Here is an 18850-nt window from a genome sequence, read left to right as displayed (position 1 = left end):
GCACGCTCAGCCCCCAACCCCCCGCAGCCACTCCCCGTCGATCTCCCCCTCCGCCACAATCACCGCAGGCCCCGTCATCTCGATCTCCCCGCCGGGGTACTCCGTGATCACCAGCCTGCCGCCCGGCACATCCACCGTGTACGTCGACGCCGCCCCCGTCACCGCCGGATCGGCCCCGTCCCGCCGCCCCGCCGCGACGGCCACCGCGCACGCCCCCGTCCCGCACGACCGCGTCTCCCCCGAGCCCCGCTCGTGCACCCGCATCGCGACATGGCGCGGCCCCCGGTCGACCACGAACTCCACGTTCACCCCGTCCGGGTAGGCCGAGGCCGGAGCGACCGGCGGCGCGGTCAGCAGAGCCCCCGCGTGCGCGAGGTCGTCCACGAACGCCACCGCGTGCGGATTGCCCATGTTGACGTTGCGCGCGGACCAGCTGCGCCCGCCGACGCTGACGGTGACCTCGCCCTCGGGGAACCGTGCCCGCCCCATGCCGACCGTCACGTCCCCGTCCTTGGCGAGGTGGACCCGCTTCACGCCGCCCCGCGTGGCGACGGCGAGGTCGCCCGCCCCGACGTGCCCGGCGCGCTCGAGGTAGCGCGCGAAGACCCGTACGCCGTTGCCGCACATCTCCGCGACCGAGCCGTCCGCGTTGCGGTAGTCCATGAACCACTCGGCCTCGGCCGCCATCCCCCGGGCCTCGGGGTGCGCCGCGGACCGTACGACGTGCAGCAGGCCGTCCCCGCCGATGCCCGCGCGGCGGTCGCACAGCGCGGCGACGGCGGCCGGGGGCAGGTCGAGGGTGTTCTCGGGGTCCGGGACGATCACGAAGTCGTTCTCGGTGCCGTGCCCCTTGAGGAAGGCGATCCGCGTGCTCATACCTCGATCGTACGGGCTGGGTGCGACACCCGGCCGCCCACGCCTCAGCGCAGCCGGGCCACGCGCCACACGGCGAGCACGACCACCGCGGCGACCACCACCGCGTAGGCCATCACGACCCGCCACTCCGGCCGCCGTCCGGACCCGCGCGCGGGCAGTCCGGGCCAGGCGTAGCCCACCCGGCGGGCGGCCATCATGCCCCACCCGGCGGCGCAGGAGCAGATGAGCAGGCCGAGCATGGCGACCACGGCACCGCCGTCGCCGAACTCGAAGGCCAGTGGGAAGGCGAACATCAGCGAGCCGACCGCGGCCAGGATGACGATGGGCGCGAGCTGCCAGATGCGCAGCCGGCGCTGCGGACGCAGCTCCACCTCGACCTCGGGCCCGGTGGACAGCTCCTCCGCGCCGGGACCGTCGTCGCTCACGCCGACCGGTTCCGGTTCGTCCTCGGGGCCGTCGGAGCTGAGCGGTCCGGCGTCCACGCCGAGCCGGTCGTCGTCCGGCAGGAGCGGGGCGTCGCCGAAGTCGCGGGCGTCCTCGCCGAGGTCGCCTTCGGGTTCCGGTTGCGGGCGCCCGGTGCTCTCCGCGGTGCCGTGCGCCGCGGCGTGTGCGGTGTCACGAGGGCCGGCCTCCATCGCCACGCGCCCTCCCCACTCGGACTCCACTTGCGATCGAAGCTCGATGATGGCACGCCGCCGATGGCCCGGATGACGGCCGGAGCTTCCCGATGCCATCACGTGATCAGGCTGTAACCGGTCGTTCGACCAACGCGAGCGCGAGCCGCGGAAGTTCCCCGATGTCGGCCGCGGCCCCACTCAGCCAATACACCCGGGGGTCCCGTCTGAACCATGAATCCTGACGGCGCGCGAAGCGCTTGGTGGCGCGTACCGTCTCGGCGCGCGCCTCCTCCTCCGTGCACTCCCCGGCGAGCGCCGCGAGCACCTGCTGGTAGCCCAGCGCGCGCGAGGCCGTGCGCCCCTCGCGCAGGCCCTGCGCCTCGAGCGCACGCACCTCGTCGACGAGCCCGGCGTCCCACATGCGGTCCACCCGGCGCGTGATGCGGTCGTCGAGTTCGGGGCGTGCCACGTCGACGCCGATCTGCACGGTGTCGTAGACCGAGTCGTGGCCGGGCAGGTTGGCGGTGAACGGCTTGCCGGTGATCTCGATGACCTCCAGGGCCCGGACGATCCGTCGCCCGTTGCTGGGCAGAATGGCGTGCGCGGCCCCGGGGTCGGCGGCGGCCAGCCGCGCGTGCAGGGCGCCCGAGCCGCGCAGCACCAGCTCCTCCTCGAGCCGGGCCCGCACCTCGGGGTCGGTGCCGGGAAACTCCAGGTTGTCGACGGCCCCGCGGACGTAGAGCCCCGAGCCGCCCACCAGTACGGGCCAGCGGCCCTCGGCGAGGAGCGCGTCGATGCGGGCGCGGGCGAGCCGCTGGTACTCGGCGACGGACGCGGTGACGGTGACGTCCCAGATGTCCAGGAGGTGGTGCGGGACGCCGGCACGTTCCTCGGGCGTCAACTTGGCGGTGCCGATGTCCATCCCCCGGTAAAGCTGCATGGAGTCGGCATTGACGACCTCGCCCCCCAGCTGCCGGGCGAGGAAGACGCCCAGATCGGACTTTCCGGCCGCGGTCGGCCCGACGACGGCGATGACCCGCGGGGCGGGGGCTGCGCTACTCACGGCCCCAGTCTCGCAAACCCCGCACGCACTCCTCGAACGAGTTACGTGACGTCACCTGTGCGGGGTCGTTGCCCGGAGCGGGGTTCCGGCCGCCGTTCGTGGGCGCCGGCGTTCCGGGTGACGCGAAGAGGCGCACCGGAGCCACGCGGGATTTCGCCCGCACGAGTACCGTATGGAGTGGATATGGGTGTTTTTGCGCGACTTTTTCGGAAGTCGAAGGTCGTCGAGTCCTCGGCGCCGTCGGAGGGCGACGAGTCCTCGGAGACTGCGACGCCATCCGAGGCCGGGGAGTCCGCGACGACCACGGAGTCCGCAGCAGTCGCGGAGTCGCCGGTAGTCGCCGAGGTCTCGGGGGTTTCCGAGGTCTCGGAGGTCCCGGAGTCGTCCGCCCCCTCCGAGGACTCCGGAGTCTCCGAGTCGTCCGGCTCCGCGCGGGATGCGGAGTCCTCCGAGGGCCGCGAGACCGTGGAGACGGACGTCGAGGGCGCCGCGACGGCGGACGCCGACGCCCGCGCCGACGGGGCGAAGGACGCGGCGGACGATCAGGCCGCCGTCGGTGCCCCCGCCGCCCGCGACCGCGCGGCGATTCCGGGGCAGCAGTCCGCCGGACGGACCGCCGACGAGGAGGCCGGCGAGAGCGCCCGCACATGACGGTCCCGCGAGGGGAAGGTGCACCATGGGTCTGCTCGACAACGTGAAGGCCAGGCTGGGCCCGGCCAGGGACAAGGTCTCGGACCTCGCCGATCAGCACGGGGACAGGATCGGGCGGGGGATCGACAAGGCGGCGCGAGTCGTCGACGAGAGGACCGGGGGCAAGTACCGGGACCGGATCCGGACGGGGTCGGGGAAGGCGAAGGACGCGGTGGGGCGGCTCGGCCACCGTGAGGGCGACGGCGGGGGGGGCGGCTCCGCCGCCGGTGTCCTGAGGGAAGTGGGGGTGCGGCGGGAGTTCTTCGCCCCCGCCGCCCCTGCCCTCCCCCAAGCTCTCAACTTCGTTCGAGCAGGGGGGACCCCCGTCGTCCCCGGGGGCTCCGCCCCCCGGACCCCCAGAAGATCGCGCCCACGCGGCGGAGCCGCACATCGACACAGCCCCGCGCCCCTAAGGCATCACGACCAGGTTGCCGTCATGTAGCCGACCCCATAAGGGGCCTCCGCGTACAGCAGTGTGCCCGTGAGGTCGGCCGTGGTGGCCGCGCCTGCCAGGACCTGCCAGGGGGCGCGGCCGGAGACCTTCAGGGTGAGGGCCAGGTCGGGGTCGAGTGCCATGAGGGCGGCCGGGTCCGCCGTGCCGAGTGCCTCGGCGGCCCGGGCGTCGAAGGGCTCGGCCCGTTCGTCGAGGTAGCCCGGCGCCTTGAGGGACCGGCAGGCGCTGCCGTCGCCCATCACCAGCAGGGCCACCCGGTCGGCTCGCGCGGCGATCTGCCGGCCCACCTCCGCGCACCGTTCGGGCTCCAGCGGCTCGCCCACGCCCAGTCCCTCGACCGGGGCGCCGGACCAGCCGTTGCGCTCCAGCAGCCACGCCGCCACGGCCAGCGAGGGCGGCAGCACGCCCTCTGACCCGGTGCCGGGGTCCCGGCCGAGCCGGACGTCCAGGTCGACGCCGAAGCCGCGGAACGAGCCGGGCGTGCCCTCCGGGTGCGGTCCGCGCCCGGGCCGCTCGGCCGGTCCGACGACGACGAGCAGGTCGGGGCGGGCCGCGGCGAGGACGCCGAGGGCGTCCGTGCACGCGGCCCGCACGGCGTCCAGCTCGGGCGCGGCGCCCCGGGCCACCTCGGGCACCAGCAGGGGCGGACAGGGGCAGACGGCTGCGGCGACAAGCATGATCGGCAGCCTAACGCCGTCCCACGGCCCGCCGCCGCCGCATTTCCGGCTGCCGCGCCCCGGCGCGGATCAGTCGCAGCCGCACCCACTCGCCACGGCCGGCAGCGGCTCCGGCACGCCGATCTTCGGCAGGCCGAGCAGGACGCCGCTCTGCTGCTTCTCCTGCTCCCGGGCGTTGCGTGCCGCCCAGGCGTCCCCCGCGCGCGTGCGGCGCACGTCGAGCACGGCGCCCTCGGCGAGCAGGTGGTGCGGGGCGGCGTAGGTGACCTCGACGGTGACCATGTCGCCGGGGCGGACCTCCTGCTCCGGCTTGGTGAAGTGCACCAGGCGGTTGTCGGGGGCGCGGCCGGAGAGGCGGTGGGTGGCGCCGTCCTTGCGGCCCTCGCCCTCGGCGACCATCAGCTCCAGGGTGCGGCCGACCTGCTTCTTGTTCTCCTCCCAGGAGATCTCCTCCTGGAGGGCGACGAGCCGCTCGTAGCGCGTCTGGACGACCTCCTTGGGGATCTGGTTCTCCATGGTGGCCGCCGGCGTTCCGGGCCGCTTGGAGTACTGGAACGTGAACGCCTGTGCGAACCGGGCCTCGCGCACCACGTGCAGGGTCTGCTCGAAGTCCTCCTCGGTCTCCCCGGGGAAGCCGACGATGATGTCCGTGGTGATCGCGGCGTGCGGGATGGCGGCGCGCACCTTCTCGATGATCCCGAGGTAGCGCTCCTGGCGGTAGGAGCGGCGCATCGCCTTCAGGACCGGGTCCGAGCCGGACTGCAGCGGCATGTGGAGCTGCGGCATGACGTTCGGCGTCGCGGCCATCGCCTCGATGACGTCGTCGGTGAAGTCGCGCGGGTGGGGCGAGGTGAAGCGGACCCGCTCCAGGCCCTCGACCTGGCCGCAGGCGCGCAGCAGCTTGCTGAACGCCTCGCGGTCGCCGATGTCGGAGCCGTACGCGTTGACGTTCTGGCCGAGCAGGGTGATCTCGGAGACGCCCTCGGCGACCAGGGCCTCGACCTCGGCGAGGATGTCGCCGGGGCGGCGGTCCTTCTCCTTGCCGCGCAGCGCCGGGACGATGCAGAACGTACAGGTGTTGTTGCAGCCCACGGAGATCGAGACCCAGGCGGCATACGCGCTCTCGCGCCGGGTCGGCAGCGTGGAGGGGAAGGCCTCAAGCGACTCGGCGATCTCGACCTGTGCCTCCTCCTGCACGCGGGCGCGCTCCAGGAGGACCGGCAGCTTGCCGATGTTGTGCGTGCCGAAGACGACGTCGACCCAGGGCGCCTTCTTGACGATGGTGTCGCGGTCCTTCTGCGCCAGGCACCCGCCGACGGCGATCTGCATCCCGGGGCGCGAGGCCTTCCTGGGGGCGAGCCGGCCGAGGTTGCCGTAGAGGCGGTTGTCGGCGTTCTCGCGGACGGCGCAGGTGTTGAAGACGACGACGTCCGCGTCGCCGTCGGAGCCCTCGGGGGCCCGTACGTACCCGGCGCCCTCCAGCAGCCCGGAGAGCCGTTCGGAGTCGTGGACGTTCATCTGGCACCCATAGGTGCGGATTTCGTAGCTCTTGGGTGCGGGAACGTCCACTGCCGGGCTCCGGTCGCTGCTGCTGGTCATGCCCTCCAGGGTAGGCCGTCCCGCGACCGTCCCCGGGGGCGCCCGGAAGCGTCCGGGGGCGTCCGGGAGAACCGCCCTGGCCGTCACGGCCCTCCTGCTGGCAGGATCGCGCGCATGGTCACAGGTCTCGCCGGGGTCGGCCGGCGCCGGATGCTGTACGCGGCGGCGGCCGTGCTCGTCGTGCTCGGGCTGCTGCTGTGGTGGCTGCTGCCGCTGGGCGGGACGTCGCCCAGCGGGACGATCAGCCTCAGTACGGGCACGCCCACCGGCGTCTACCAGAAGTACGGCGTCCTTTTGCAGCGCGAGGTCGCCCAGCAGATGCCGCAGCTGGACGTGCACCTGGTGAACAGCGACGGATCGCAGCAGAACGTCCGCCGGGTGGCCACCGGGAAGGCGGACTTCACCATCGCCGCGGCCGACGCCGTCGAGGCGTACACGCTCGCGGACCGGGAGGGCGCGGACACGCTGCGCGGCTGCGCACGTCTGTACGACGACTATGTGCACCTCGTCGTGCCGCGCTCCTCGGACATCCGCTCGGTGGCCGACCTGAAGGGGCACAGCGTCGCGGTCGGGGAGGCCGGGTCCGGGGTGCGGCTGATAGCGGACCATGTGCTGGCCGCGGCGGGGCTCGATCCGCAGGACGACGTCACGCCGCTGCCCCAGGGCATCGGTGACGCGCCCCGGCTGCTGGAGCAGCACCGGATCGACGCGTTCTTCTGGTCGGGCGGGCTGCCCACCGCGACCCTCACCCAGCTCTCGCAGCGCTTCCCGGTGCGGCTGGTGCCGATCGGCACCGATCTGGTGCGCAAGCTGCACGCCCAGGGCGGCGCCTCCCGCTACTACCGGGCGGCGGTGATGCCCGCCGACGCCTATCCCGACGCCCAGCACGGCAACGCGGTGCCCACCCTCGCGGTGGCGAACCTGCTGGTGACCCGGGCGAGCTCGGGCGCGGACCTGACCGAGCAGCTGACCCGTACGGTGATCGACAGCCGGGACCGCATCGGGCGCAAGGTGCACGCGGCGCAGCGGGTGGACCTGCGCACCGCGATCTACACGGACCCGCTCCCGCTGCACGAGGGCGCACGCCGGTACTACCGGTCCGTGAAGCCGTAGGGAGACCCCCGGGCCCCCAGACCCTCCGACGGCTTTCACGCCCCCCGCTGCACCGACGTCCGCGGCACCGTCACCGTCACCGTCAGGCCGTGCGGGGCGTGGTGCGCGTACGCGATGGTGCCGCCGCCGGCCGCGAGCAGGGCCCGGCAGATGGACAGGCCGAGTCCGGAGCCCTTGATGTTCTGGTGGGCGGTGCTGCGCCAGAAGCGGTCGCCGATCCGGGCGAGCTCCTCGTCGGTCAGGCCGGGCCCGAGGTCGTTGACGACGATGCTCGCACTCTCGCCCCCGGCGGCCACCTCCACCTCCACGCGCTCCCCCTCGGGGGTGAACTTGAGCGCGTTGTCGATGACGGCGTCCAGCGCGCTGGACAGGGCCACCGGATCGGCCCAGGCCGTGGTGGCCGGGCACTGCCCCTCCAGCAGCACGCCCTTGTCGGCGGCGACCGGCTCCCAGGCGGCGACGCGCTCGGCGGCCAGCGCCCCGATGTCGGTGAGCCGCAGCTGCGTCTCGGCGTGCTCGGCGAGCGCGAGGTCCAGCAGGTCGTCGAGCACCTGCGCGAGGCGTTTGCCCTCGGTGCGGACGGAGGCGATCTCCTCGTTGCCCTCGGGCAGTTCCAGGGCGAGCAGTTCGATGCGCAGCAGAAGCGCCGAGAGCGGGTTGCGCAGCTGGTGGGAGGCGTCGGCGACGAAGGCGCGCTGCTGTTCCAGCACGTCCTCGACGTTGTCGGCCATCTCGTTGAACGAGCGGGCCAGGCGCTGGAGTTCCGGGGGCCCGCCGGCCGCCGCGACCCGGGACTTCAGCCGCCCGGTGGCGATGTCGTGGGTGGTGGCGTCGAGGATGCGTACCGGCCGCAGCACCCAGCCGGTCAGCCGGAGCGCGGCGCCGACGGCGAGCAGCATCGCGGCGATCTCCCCGGCGGCGAGCACCACCCAGCCGTGCAGGATCCGGGAGCGCATCTGCCCGGTGGGCGAGTCGGTGACCACGACCGCGACGACGTCGCCGTCGCGGATGACCGGGGAGGCCACGAAGAGGGAGCTGTGCTGCCAGGGCCAGACCTGCTGGGGGTCGTGGCTGCGGCGCCCGGCGAGGGCCTCGTCGAAGGCGGCGCGGCCCTCGCCCTCCTCGGGCACCTGCCAGTTGCCGGGGGCGCGGGCCATGGGGCACTCGTCGCGGTAGAAGACGCCGCCCCGGATGCCGTACACCCCGTGGTAGGTGGTGAGTTCCTTCTGGAGGGTGGCGCCGCGCTCGTCGCTGTCGGCGAGCGTGGAGCAGCCGGCGGGCCGGTCGGTGACGAACTGGGCGAGCGAGGCGAAGCGCGCGGTGTCGTCGATCCGGTCGACGACGACCTTCTGCTGTTCCCCGGCGGCCAGGCTGACCGCGAGCGGGATGCCGAGCGCGAGCAGGACCGCCGCCATGAGGACGATGAGCAGCGGCAGGAGACGTGCGTGCACGCGGCCCCGCTAGGCGGCCGGGGCGACGAGCCGGTACCCGACGCCGCGCACGGTCTCGATCAGCGCGGGCATGCGCAGTTTGGAGCGCAGCGAGGCGACGTGCACCTCCAGAGTGCGCCCGGTTCCCTCCCAACTGGTCCGCCACACCTCGCTGATGATCTGCTCGCGGCGGAAGACCACGCCGGGGCGCTGGGCGAGCAGCGCGAGCAGGTCGAACTCCTTGCGGGTGAGCTGGACCACCGTGCCGTCCACCCGCACCTGGCGGGTGGGCAGCTCGATGTGGACGGTGCCGAGGCGCAGCGCGGTCTCGACGGCGCCGGTGTCGTCCACGTGCGGGGTGCGCCGGCTGACGGCGTGGATGCGGGCGAGGAGTTCGCCGGTGTCGTACGGCTTGACCACGTAGTCGTCGGCGCCGAGGTTGAGGCCGTGGATGCGGGAGCGCACGTCGGAGCGGGCGGTCACCATGATCACGGGAGTGCTGGTGCGCTTGCGGATCTTGCCGCACACCTCGTAGCCGTCCTGGTCGGGCAGGCCCAGGTCGAGCAGGACCACGTCGAAGCCGGCCGCCTCCGGGACGAGGGCGCGCAGGGCCTCCTCGCCACTGCGGGCGTGGGTGACCTCGAAGCCGTGCCGGGCCAGTACGGCGGACAGGGCGGCGGCCACGTGGTTGTCGTCCTCGACGAGGAGCAGTCTCATCCTGCGGCGCCCTCCGGTCCTCGGTGGTCTTGCGGCTGCGGCTACAGTGGTGGCACACGCGTGCGGACGCGCGTACGGGGTGGTCACACGGACGCCGGGGGCGTTCCGCGTGCACATGGCAGTGACGCCGATGAAGCAGGACGCCGTCAAGAGGGATCGGGTTGCGAGCGGCTTCTGTTATCCACCCGGTACGGGTTCCGGACGCTCCTATGACGGCACGCGTCCGGACGATATCCGATCGTGATGCTCAACCTTCCCTCAGATGTGCTGACGGTCACTTTGATGGCTGATTACTGTCCTCCGAAACCGAGGAGGACGGAGCCAGTCAGCAATGACCGAAGTAGCAGTTGCCAAGAACAGTACGGCCTCGACCAGTGATCTTGTGGTCCTGAAGAGCGTCAACAAGCACTTCGGCGCCCTGCATGTGCTCCAGGACATCGAACTGACCATCACCCGCGGCGAGGTCGTCGTGGTGATCGGGCCCTCCGGGTCCGGCAAGTCGACCCTGTGCCGCACCATCAACCGCCTGGAGACCATCGACTCCGGCGAGATCAGCATCGACGGCAAGCCGCTGCCCCAGGAGGGGCGGGAGCTGGCCCGGCTGCGCGCCGACGTGGGCATGGTCTTCCAGTCGTTCAACCTCTTCGCGCACAAGACGGTGCTGGAGAACGTGACCCTGGGCCAGCTCAAGGTCCGCAAGACGGACAAGAAGCAGGCCGAGGAGAAGGCGCGCGCCCTGCTCGACCGCGTCGGCGTCGGCACCCAGGCGGACAAGTACCCCGCGCAGCTCTCCGGCGGCCAGCAGCAGCGCGTCGCCATCGCCCGGGCGCTGGCCATGGACCCCAAGGTCATGCTGTTCGACGAGCCGACCTCGGCGCTCGACCCCGAGATGATCAACGAGGTCCTCGAGGTCATGCAGCAGCTGGCGCAGGAGGGCATGACGATGGTCGTCGTCACCCACGAGATGGGCTTCGCGCGCTCGGCCGCCAACCGTGTGGTGTTCATGGCGGACGGCCGGATCGTCGAGGAGGCGACCCCGGACCAGTTCTTCAGCAACCCGCGCAGCGACCGGGCCAAGGACTTCCTGTCGAAGATCCTGCACCACTGAGCCCCGCCGGCCCTCGCGGCCGGATCCGCCGGCCCTCCATGGCCGGATCCCCCCACACGCACAGACTTCCGTACCGGCACCAGCACGCGCGAGGCGCACCGCACACGCACACGCACACGCACCGCCGGCCTCGGCACACCGCTTTCACGAGTCAAAGGACGAAAGACATGAACCTCCGCAAGATCACCGCCGCCTCGGCCGCCGTGCTCGCCCTCGCCGTGACCGCCACCGCCTGCGGTTCGGACGACAAGGACAGCGGGTCCTCGGGCGGCGGCGACAAGATCACCGTCGGCATCAAGTTCGACCAGCCCGGCCTCGGCCTGAAGAACCCGGACGGCAGCTTCTCCGGCTTCGACGTCGACGTCGCCACGTATGTGGCCAAGCAGCTCGGCTACGACGCCAAGGACATCGAATGGAAGGAAACTCCGAGCGCCGACCGTGAGAACGCTCTGCAGCGCGGAGATGTCGACTACATCGTCGCCTCCTACTCGATCACCGACGAGCGCAAGGAGAAGGTCGACTTCGCCGGCCCGTACCTGCTCGCCCACCAGGACCTGCTGATCCGCGCCGACGACAACATCGCCAAGGGCGCCGACCTCAACGGCAAGAAGCTGTGTTCGGTCACCGGCTCGACCTCGGCGCAGAACGTCCAGAAGAGCATCGCGCCCAAGGCCCAGCTGCGGAAGTACGGCACGTACTCCGAGTGCCTCGACGGACTGACCAGCGGCGCCGTCGACGCGGTGACCACCGACGACTCGATCCTCGCGGGCTACGCCTCGCAGGACCAGTACAAGGGCAAGGTCAAGCTGGCCGGCCTCAAGCTCAGCAACGAGAACTACGGCATCGGTGTCAAGAAGGGCGACACCAAGATGACGGACAAGATCAACAAGGCCCTCGAGAAGATGGCGTCGGACGGTTCCTGGGACAAGGCCGTCAAGGCCAACTTCGGCCCGGCCAACTACAAGAACGAGCCGGCCCCGAAGATCGGCAACATCGTCAAGTAGGCGCACGCCCTGCACCAGACCGGTACGGCGAGCAGGCCCGAGTCACGACGGCAGGTGAGCCCGTACGCATGATGTGCCGCGCCCCGAGCGCGCGGGCGCGGCACATCCCGACATCCCTCGGCACTCGTGGAAGCGCGGGAGATCGTGTTCGACTTTCTTGAAGGCTACGACGTCCTCGCGGCGTTCTGGGTGACGGTGAAGCTGACGTTCTTCTCCGCCCTGGGCTCGCTGATCCTGGGCACCCTGCTGGCCGGTATGCGGGTCAGCCCGGTGCCGCTCATGCGCGGTTTCGGCACGTTCTACGTGAACACCGTCCGCAACATCCCCCTCACCGTCATCATCGTTTTCTCCTCCCTCGGCCTCGCCGACGTCTTCGGCATGACTCTCGGCGTGCCCAACGACTTCGACGCTCTGTCCTACCGGCTCTCCATCCTCGGCCTGAGCCTCTACACGGCGGCCTTCGTCTGCGAGGCGCTGCGGTCCGGCATCAACACCGTGCCGATGGGACAGGCGGAGGCGGCCCGGGCCCTGGGGCTGAACTTCACCCAGGTCCTCACCCTGATCGTGCTCCCCCAGGCGTTCCGCACGGCGGTCGTCCCCCTGGGCAACGTCCTGATCGCCCTGACCAAGAACACCACGGTCGCGGCGGCCATCGGTGTGGGCGAGGCGGCCCTGCTGATGAAGGACATGATCGAGAACGAGGCGCAGCTGCTGCTCATCTCGTTCATCTTCGCCCTCGGCTTCGTGGTCCTCACGCTGCCGACGGGTCTGCTCTTCGGTTGGCTCGGCAAGCGCCTGGCGGTGAAGCGATGAGTTCCGTCCTGTACGACACGCCCGGCCCCCGGGCGAAGCAGCGCAACATCATCTACTCGGTCGTCTTCGTCGTCCTCCTCGGCCTGCTGCTGTGGTGGGTCTGGAAGCAGATGGACGACAACGGCCAGCTCGAATGGGCCAAGTGGAAGCCGTTCACGCTGTCGACCAGCTGGACGACGTATCTGCTGCCCGGTCTCGGCGAGACCCTCAAGGCCGCGGCGCTGTCCATGGTGATCGCGCTGCCGCTGGGCGCGCTGTTCGGCATCGCGCGGCTCTCCGACCACGTGTGGGTCCGGGTGCCGGCGGGTGTGATCGTGGAGTTCTTCCGCTCCATCCCCGTTCTGCTGATGATGGTCTTCGCCAACCAGTTCTATGTGCAGTCCACGGACCTCAGCAGTGACACCCGCCCGCTCTACGCGGTCGTCACCGGCCTGGTGCTGTACAACGCCTCGGTGCTCGCGGAGATCGTCCGGGCCGGCATCCTGTCGCTGCCCAAGGGGCAGGCGGAGGCCTCGCACGCGATCGGCCTGCGCAAGTACCAGACCATGACGTCGATCCTGCTGCCGCAGGCGGTCACGGCGATGCTGCCGGCGATCGTCAGCCAGCTCGTCGTCATCCTGAAGGACACCGCGCTCGGCGGCGTCATGCTGAACTTCACGGAGCTGCTGTCCGCCCGCAAGACGCTGGCCGCGTTCTACGCCAACGTCATCCCCAGCTTCGTGGTGGTGGGCCTGATCTACATCGTGCTCAACCTCGCTCTCACCACCTTCGCGAGCTGGCTGGAGCGGCGGCTGCGGCGCAGCAAGCGCGGCACGGGCACGGTGCTGGGCGCGGAGGACGTCGAGGAGCTGAACGCGGCGGAGCTCGGCAGCGTGGTCGGGGCCGGCGCCGGGGTCGGTGGTGCCGCCGACGATGTCGGCAAGAGGTGACGACCGGTCACCGTACGTGAACGAGGCCCGCCGGGGAACCGGCGGGCCTCGTCGTGCGTTTCCCCGGTGGCTCTGACCCACTTGGCGGCACGGCGGGGACCGGGATGATCACGGCCGAGTCCGTCGCTTGACGCGGACAGCGGCAATGGGTTGCATACGTTCTGTGATCGTGCACCCCGCTCCACCTGCCTGTTCCCGTCCGTTCCCGAGGACTTCGTCATGGGCGGGGGGCGCGGCGCCGTGGACCCGGTGATCATCGTCGGCGCGGGGCCCGTGGGGCTGACCCTGGCACTCGCGCTGGCCCGCCAGGAGGTCCCCTCCGTGGTCCTCGACGACGGCCCGGGCAAGGACGAACCCCGGCTCGCCCGCACCGCCGTGCTGCGGGAGGACACCACCGCGCTCGTCGAACGGCTGACCGGCGCGCCGCTCACGGGGGCGGGCGTCCGCTGGAGCGGCTGGCGGTCGATGCGGCGCCGGCAGGTGATGCGGCGGGCGGTGTTCGACGGCGCGGGCGAGGATGCCTCCGACGGCGGGTACGGGGGCGGGTACGGGGGCGCGCTCGACGGGCGGCGCGGGGGCGCGTTCGGTGACGCCGACGACGCGCAGGATGGCCCGGCCGAGGACTCCCCCGAGCCCCGGGGGGCGGAAGCCGCCGGACCCGCTCCCCTGCACCTCGCCCAGCACGTCCTGACCGGCATCCTGCGGGCGGCGCTCGCCCGGGAGCCGCTGGTGAAGGTGGTGGTGGAGAGCCGGCTGGACGGCGTCGAACAGGACGCGTCGGGCGTCACGGCACACACCCGGGGCCCCAAGGGCACCTGGTGGCGCGGGAGTTACCTGGTCGGCTGCGACGGCCCGCGCTCCACCGTCCGCAAACTCCAGGACATCCGCTTCCCGGGACGCACGGCCGTCGAGCGGTACGCCGTCGCCGCCCTGCGCACCGAACTCCCGTGGAGCGGCGAAGCGTTGCTGCACCGCCTGCCGCCGTGGCGCACCGCGGGCCCCTCGGCCGGCGAGGTCACCGCACGGCCGCTGCCCGAGGGGGTGTGGCGGCTGGACTGGCTGCTGCCGCCCGGCAAGGAGCTGGTGACACCGGAGCTGCTGGTCGGCCGCATCCGCGAGACGCTCACCGGCTGGACCGGCAACGCCACACCGGCGTACGAACTCCTGGACACCGGCGTGCACACCGTGCACCACCGGCTCGCGCGCCGCTGGCGCGCCGACCGGGTCTTCCTCGCCGGGGACGCCGCACACCTGCTCGGCGCCCTCGGCACACAGGGCCTGGACGAAGGACTGCGGGACACGGACAACCTCGCCTGGAAGCTGGCGGCCGCCTGGCACCAGCCGAGCGGCTCGCGCGAGGCCCTCCTCGACAGCTACCAGGAGGAACGGCGCGCGGTCGTCTCCGCCCGGCTGCGCGCCGCCGACCAGGTGCTTCCGGTACTGCGCGGCGGACGGGGCCTGCGGTCGTACGTCCCCGGGTCCGGGCGCGGCCACGACGCGCTGCTCGCCGACGGCCACCTGGGGCGGGGCCCGCTGGGCGGCCCCGGCGCCTACACCGGCTCGCCCCTGGCGGCGCCGGACGACGAGGCGACGGTGCCGGTGGACACGCCGCCGGGTGCGCCGGTGGCCGACGTGACGGTGACGGCCGAGGACGGCACGTTCGTACGGCTGCGGGACCGGCTGGGGCGCGGGGCGCTGCTGGTGGTACTGGTCGCTCCGGGCACCGGGGTGTGGGAGCGGCGGCACTGGATGTCGGCCGGGATCATGCCGAGGCTCGCGGCGGCGGTGACGGCACTGCCGTATCGCGCGGAGCTCCTGGTCACCGAGAGCTACCCGGGCGCCGCCCCCCACACGGTCCTCCTGATCCGCCCCGACGGCCACCTCGTCACCGCCCTCGCGGGCGTCCACCCCGCCGCCCTCTACACGGCCACGGCAACGACCCTGGCCACCCAGGAGCCCACCCCGCACACGACCTGACGGACGGTGCGGGGGGGGCTCCGCCCAGGTGTGGCGGGGGATGCGCCCCCTCAGGGGCGCGGGGAACTGCGCGACCAGCCACGACACCCCCGCACCCGTCACCGAGCCCCAAGTCCCCGCTCCTCCGGAGGCCCGAGGGAGCAGAGCCCCCTCGGGGTCGGAGGCGAAGCACCCGTGGCTGCCCGTCGCGTCGTTGTGGGGGTGCAGGGGGCGCAGTCCCCGCGTAGAGGGCCCGGGGGCTTCCGCCCCCGATGGGGTCGAAGGGCGGAGTCCTTGGCGGACGGGGAGGGTAGGGGCGGCGGGGGCGAAACACCCCCGAAACAACACCCCGCACTCCAGAATTGACCACCCGCCGCCCCCATGGTGTACTCCCGACCATGACCGACACCTGCGTACGCCTTTGGCGGAGGGTCCACATGGACCTCGTCCGCTACGCAGGCTGCGTATGTAGCCCGTCCTGCTGAACCACGCCCCCCTTCCAGCCGGCCCCCCCGGCTCTCGGTTCACCCCCGGCTCCCCACCCCCGCGCACCCACGCCCCCCTGCAGGGCCACCACGCGCACCCAGGAGAGCCCCGGACTCCTCAGGACGGTCCCGCGATGTCTGCCACCCCTTCCGCCACCACCTCCCCCGCCACGGACTCCACTCCCACGCCCCCCACCCAGGCCGAACTCCTCGACTTCGTCCACCGCACCGCCGCCGACACGGAGCTGATCGACTCCCTCCCCCTGGACCCGGAGGGCCGCACCTGGATCCGCCTCGACGGCCCCGGCGGCAGCGAGGCCTGGCTGATCGGCTGGCCCCCCGGCACCGGCACCGGCTGGCACGACCACGCCGACTCGGTCGGCGCCTTCCTCACCGCCCGCGGCGAGTTGAAGGAGAACGCGCTCGCCGCCCGACTGCCCACCGACGGCTGGAAGACCCTCGAACTGACCGAGGACGTCGACCGCGAGCGCCGGCTACCGGCCGGCAAGGGCCGCGCCTTCGGCCGCCACCACGTGCACGAGGTGCTCAACGAGTCCGCCGACGCCCACGCCGTCTCCGTCCACGCCTACTACCCGCCCCTGCCACGCATCCGCCGCTACTCCCGCTCGGGCCACGTCCTGCGCCTGGAGCAGGTCGAGAGCCCGGAGGACTGGCAGTGAGCCCCAGCCGTCCCCCCGCCGACCACGGCCTCAGCCGCCCCCAACCGCCCCTCGGCATAGACGAGTTGCTGAAGCAGGTCCGCGCAGACCTGGACCGCGTCGAGCCCCGGCGGGCCCACGAGGAGGCACAGTCGGCCGGCACCCTGCTGGTCGACATCCGCTACGCCGCCCTGCGCGACCGCGACGGCCTCGTCCCCGGCGCTGTCATCGTCGAGCGCAACGAACTGGAATGGCGCCTCGACCCCACCGGCAGCCACCGCATCCCCGAGGCCACCGGCCACGACCTGCGTGTGATCGTCTTCTGCAACGAGGGCTACGCCTCCAGCCTGGCCGCCGCATCCCTGCGCCGACTCGGCCTCCACCGCGCCACCGACCTGACAGGCGGCTTCCAGGCCTGGCGCGCCGAGGGCCTGCCGGTGACGTTCGCCCCAGGACGTCCCCCCACGGCCCCCGCGCAACCCCACTGAGCCGAATCCCTCGACCCGCCCGGCGCCCGCGCCCCCGACCCGGGCCCCGGGCGGGTCGAGGTGGAACCGCCCCCTCGCCCCCGTGGCCAGACACTCGCCCCCGCCGACTCAGTCCCCCTTGTCCCCCTCGTCTCTCTCATTCCCCCTCGTCGCCTGCGCCCCCTCGTTCACTCGAACCCCAGATCCTCCGTCTCCTCCCCCTCCTCCTCCAACGCCTGCCGGACCACCCGAAGGGCCATGCCCTCCGGATACCCCTTGCGGGCGAGCATTCCGGCAAGGCGGCGCAGCCGCTTGTCGCGGTCGAGGCCGCGTGTCGCCCGGAGCTTGCGCGCGACCAGCTCCCGTGCCGTCTCCTCCTCCTGCTCGGCGTCGAGTTGTCCCACGGCCTCGTCGATCAGGGCCGGGGCGACCCCCTTCGTCCGGAGCTCCCGGGCGAGGGCCCGCCGGGCCAGGCCCCGGCCGTGGTGCCGGGACTCCACCCAGGCGTCCGCGAACGCTCCGTCGTCGATCAGGCCGACCTCCGCGAACCGGTCGAGCACGCCGTCCGCCACGTCGTCCGGGATCTCCCGCTTGCGCAGGGCGTCCGCGAGCTGTTTCCGCGTGCGCGGGGTCCCGGTGAGCAGGCGCAGACAGATCGCCCGCGCCCGCTCCTCCGGGTCCCCTGGGGACTCCCCCTGCTCGGCCCTCGACGAGGAGGAGGAGTCCCCGTCCTGTGCGGCGCCGGTTCGCTCCCCGAAACCGCGCCGCCGTCCGCGGCCCCGTCCCGCGTGCGCGCCCCCGGCCCGGCGGGCGCCGCCCCGCCGCGTGCCACCGCCACCGGCCCCGCCGGCCGGTTCACCGCCGGCCGGTTCACCGCCGCCGGTGCCGTCCCCCGGTTCCCCGTCGGCGCCGTACGCGTGCTCGTCGTACCCCCCGTCCCCGCCCGCGGCGGGCCGGCCGCCGGCGTCACCGGTCCCCCGGCCGGAGGGCGCGGGGGGCCGGGGGGTGTACTCGGCCCACTCGGTGCGTCGTGTCATGCTCCGCTACTTCGCCGCCGCGGCCTTCGCCTTGCCGGCCTTGGCCGCCGGTGCGGGCACCGCCTTGGCGTCCGTCGCGGGAGGCGTCACGGCCGCGTCCGTGCCCGGCTCGGCGGCGGGCTCCTCCGGACGGACCCCGACGCCCAGCTTCTCCTTGATCTTCTTCTCGATCTCGTTGGCCAGGTCGGGATTGTCCTTCAGGAAGTTGCGCGCGTTCTCCTTGCCCTGACCGAGCTGGTCGCCCTCGTACGTGTACCAGGCGCCGGCCTTGCGGACGAAGCCGTGCTCCACGCCCATGTCGATCAGACCGCCCTCGCGGCTGATGCCCTGGCCGTAGAGGATGTCGAACTCGGCCTGCTTGAACGGCGGCGCGACCTTGTTCTTGACGACCTTGCAGCGGGTGCGGTTGCCGACCGCCTCCGTGCCGTCCTTCAGGGTCTCGATGCGGCGGATGTCGATGCGCACCGAGGCGTAGAACTTCAGCGCCCGGCCACCGGTCGTGGTCTCCGGGGAGCCGAACATCACACCGATCTTCTCGCGGAGCTGGTTGATGAAGATCGCGGTGGTCTTGGACTGGTTGAGCGCGCTGGTGATCTTCCGCAGGGCCTGGCTCATCAGCCGGGCCTGCAGACCCACGTGGCTGTCGCCCATCTCGCCCTCGATCTCCGCGCGCGGGACGAGCGCGGCGACGGAGTCGATGACGATGAGGTCGAGGGCACCGGAGCGGACCAGCATGTCCACGATCTCCAGGGCCTGCTCGCCGTTGTCCGGCTGGGAGAGGATCAGGTTGTCGATGTCGACGCCCAGCTTCTTCGCGTACTCGGGGTCGAGGGCGTGCTCGGCGTCCACGAACGCGACCTGGCCGCCGGCCTTCTGCGCGTTCGCCACGGCGTGCAGGGTGAGGGTCGTCTTGCCGGAGGACTCCGGGCCGTAGATCTCCACCACCCGGCCGCGCGGCAGGCCGCCGACGCCGAGGGCCACGTCGAGCGCGGTGGACCCGGTCGAGATGACCTCGATGGGCTCGTTGGTCCGGTCACCCATGCGCATGACCGCGCCCTTGCCGAATTGTCGTTCAATCTGTGCGAGCGCGGCGTCGAGCGCCTTCTCGCGGTCGGTTCCTGCCATGGGTTCCACCCGGTTCGTTTGTGTCGATCGC

General features: G+C 72.4%; 19 protein-coding genes and 1 pseudogene. 11 read left to right on the top strand and 9 right to left on the bottom strand.

Going from position 1 to position 18850, the window contains the following annotated elements; genetic code table 11:
* Positions 1-6: 6 nt before the first annotated feature.
* The 3 genes from dapF to miaA form a co-directional block, all read right to left on the bottom strand.
* The gene (dapF, locus tag OIE12_RS24795; RefSeq protein WP_329138865.1) at positions 7-876 is read right to left on the bottom strand and encodes a diaminopimelate epimerase; all 870 of its coding nucleotides are present in this window, start codon (positions 874-876) and stop codon (positions 7-9) included.
* Between the two features lie 44 nt (positions 877-920).
* Complete coding sequence (locus tag OIE12_RS24790; protein ID WP_329142185.1) at positions 921-1511, bottom strand: hypothetical protein; 591 nt, start codon at positions 1509-1511, stop codon at positions 921-923.
* 106 nt (positions 1512-1617) lie between these two features.
* Positions 1618-2556 (bottom strand): tRNA (adenosine(37)-N6)-dimethylallyltransferase MiaA, encoded by a 939-nt coding sequence (gene miaA, locus OIE12_RS24785; RefSeq protein ID WP_329138863.1) that lies wholly within the window; start codon positions 2554-2556, stop codon positions 1618-1620.
* Between the two features lie 183 nt (positions 2557-2739).
* Here miaA and OIE12_RS24780 point away from each other — a divergent pair, with 183 nt between their 5' ends.
* On the top strand, positions 2740-3207 hold the full coding sequence (locus tag OIE12_RS24780; protein WP_329138862.1) for a hypothetical protein: 468 nt from the start codon (positions 2740-2742) through the stop codon (positions 3205-3207).
* A 25-nt stretch (positions 3208-3232) separates the two neighbouring features.
* A pseudogene (locus OIE12_RS24775) lies at positions 3233-3475 on the top strand (antitoxin); the annotation flags it as partial.
* 188 nt (positions 3476-3663) lie between these two features.
* On the opposite strand, the gene OIE12_RS24770 reads toward OIE12_RS24775, so the two are convergent.
* Positions 3664-4377, bottom strand: coding sequence for a class III extradiol dioxygenase subunit B-like domain-containing protein (locus OIE12_RS24770; protein ID WP_329138860.1), 714 nt, complete (start codon positions 4375-4377; stop codon positions 3664-3666).
* A 69-nt stretch (positions 4378-4446) separates the two neighbouring features.
* Positions 4447-5976, bottom strand: a complete 1530-nt coding sequence (gene miaB, locus OIE12_RS24765; protein WP_329138858.1) for a tRNA (N6-isopentenyl adenosine(37)-C2)-methylthiotransferase MiaB — start codon at positions 5974-5976, stop codon at positions 4447-4449.
* A 114-nt stretch (positions 5977-6090) separates the two neighbouring features.
* Here miaB and OIE12_RS24760 point away from each other — a divergent pair, with 114 nt between their 5' ends.
* Positions 6091-7089, top strand: a complete 999-nt coding sequence (locus tag OIE12_RS24760) for a TAXI family TRAP transporter solute-binding subunit (RefSeq protein WP_329138856.1) — start codon at positions 6091-6093, stop codon at positions 7087-7089.
* 35 nt (positions 7090-7124) lie between these two features.
* On the opposite strand, the gene OIE12_RS24755 is transcribed toward OIE12_RS24760, so the two are convergent.
* Positions 7125-8540, bottom strand: coding sequence for a sensor histidine kinase (locus tag OIE12_RS24755; RefSeq protein WP_329138854.1), 1416 nt, complete (start codon positions 8538-8540; stop codon positions 7125-7127).
* A gap of 9 nt (positions 8541-8549) precedes the next feature.
* Positions 8550-9236: a response regulator transcription factor gene (locus OIE12_RS24750; RefSeq protein ID WP_329138852.1), complete on the bottom strand. Its 687-nt coding sequence runs from the start codon at positions 9234-9236 to the stop codon at positions 8550-8552.
* Positions 9237-9567: 331 nt separating this feature from the next.
* Here OIE12_RS24750 and OIE12_RS24745 point away from each other — a divergent pair, with 331 nt between their 5' ends.
* From OIE12_RS24745 to OIE12_RS24715, 8 genes are all read left to right on the top strand, one after another.
* Positions 9568-10344 carry an amino acid ABC transporter ATP-binding protein gene (locus OIE12_RS24745; protein ID WP_329138850.1) on the top strand — a complete coding sequence of 259 codons (777 nt, stop codon included), beginning with the start codon at positions 9568-9570 and terminating at the stop codon, positions 10342-10344.
* 167 nt (positions 10345-10511) lie between these two features.
* Positions 10512-11348 carry a glutamate ABC transporter substrate-binding protein gene (locus tag OIE12_RS24740; protein WP_329138848.1) on the top strand — a complete coding sequence of 279 codons (837 nt, stop codon included), beginning with the start codon at positions 10512-10514 and terminating at the stop codon, positions 11346-11348.
* Between the two features lie 144 nt (positions 11349-11492).
* Positions 11493-12161 (top strand): amino acid ABC transporter permease, encoded by a 669-nt coding sequence (locus OIE12_RS24735; protein WP_329138846.1) that lies wholly within the window; start codon positions 11493-11495, stop codon positions 12159-12161.
* On the top strand, positions 12158-13090 hold the full coding sequence (locus tag OIE12_RS24730) for an amino acid ABC transporter permease (RefSeq protein ID WP_329138844.1): 933 nt from the start codon (positions 12158-12160) through the stop codon (positions 13088-13090). The genes OIE12_RS24735 and OIE12_RS24730 overlap by 4 nt, the downstream gene beginning before the upstream one ends.
* Positions 13091-13309: 219 nt before the next feature.
* Positions 13310-15067: an FAD-dependent monooxygenase gene (locus tag OIE12_RS24725; RefSeq protein ID WP_329138842.1), complete on the top strand. Its 1758-nt coding sequence runs from the start codon at positions 13310-13312 to the stop codon at positions 15065-15067.
* A 377-nt stretch (positions 15068-15444) separates the two neighbouring features.
* The gene (locus tag OIE12_RS33520; protein ID WP_324608160.1) at positions 15445-15531 is read left to right on the top strand and encodes a putative leader peptide; all 87 of its coding nucleotides are present in this window, start codon (positions 15445-15447) and stop codon (positions 15529-15531) included.
* Between the two features lie 134 nt (positions 15532-15665).
* Positions 15666-16211, top strand: a complete 546-nt coding sequence (locus OIE12_RS24720; RefSeq protein WP_329138840.1) for a cysteine dioxygenase — start codon at positions 15666-15668, stop codon at positions 16209-16211.
* A complete protein-coding gene (locus OIE12_RS24715) occupies positions 16208-16678 on the top strand; it encodes a rhodanese-like domain-containing protein (RefSeq protein ID WP_329138838.1) in 471 nt (156 codons plus the stop codon). Before OIE12_RS24720 ends, OIE12_RS24715 begins: the two co-directional genes overlap by 4 nt.
* Before the next feature lie 167 nt (positions 16679-16845).
* On the opposite strand, the gene recX is transcribed toward OIE12_RS24715, so the two are convergent.
* Both recX and recA read right to left on the bottom strand, forming a co-directional pair.
* Positions 16846-17694, bottom strand: coding sequence for a recombination regulator RecX (recX, locus tag OIE12_RS24710; RefSeq protein ID WP_329138836.1), 849 nt, complete (start codon positions 17692-17694; stop codon positions 16846-16848).
* 6 nt (positions 17695-17700) lie between these two features.
* Positions 17701-18819: a recombinase RecA gene (gene recA, locus OIE12_RS24705; protein WP_329138834.1), complete on the bottom strand. Its 1119-nt coding sequence runs from the start codon at positions 18817-18819 to the stop codon at positions 17701-17703.
* Positions 18820-18850 lie beyond the last annotated feature (31 nt).

Origin of the sequence: Streptomyces sp. NBC_00670 (assembly GCF_036226765.1) — a bacterium.
Classification (GTDB): domain Bacteria; phylum Actinomycetota; class Actinomycetes; order Streptomycetales; family Streptomycetaceae; genus Streptomyces.
This window is presented reverse-complemented; position numbering and strand designations above follow the sequence as displayed.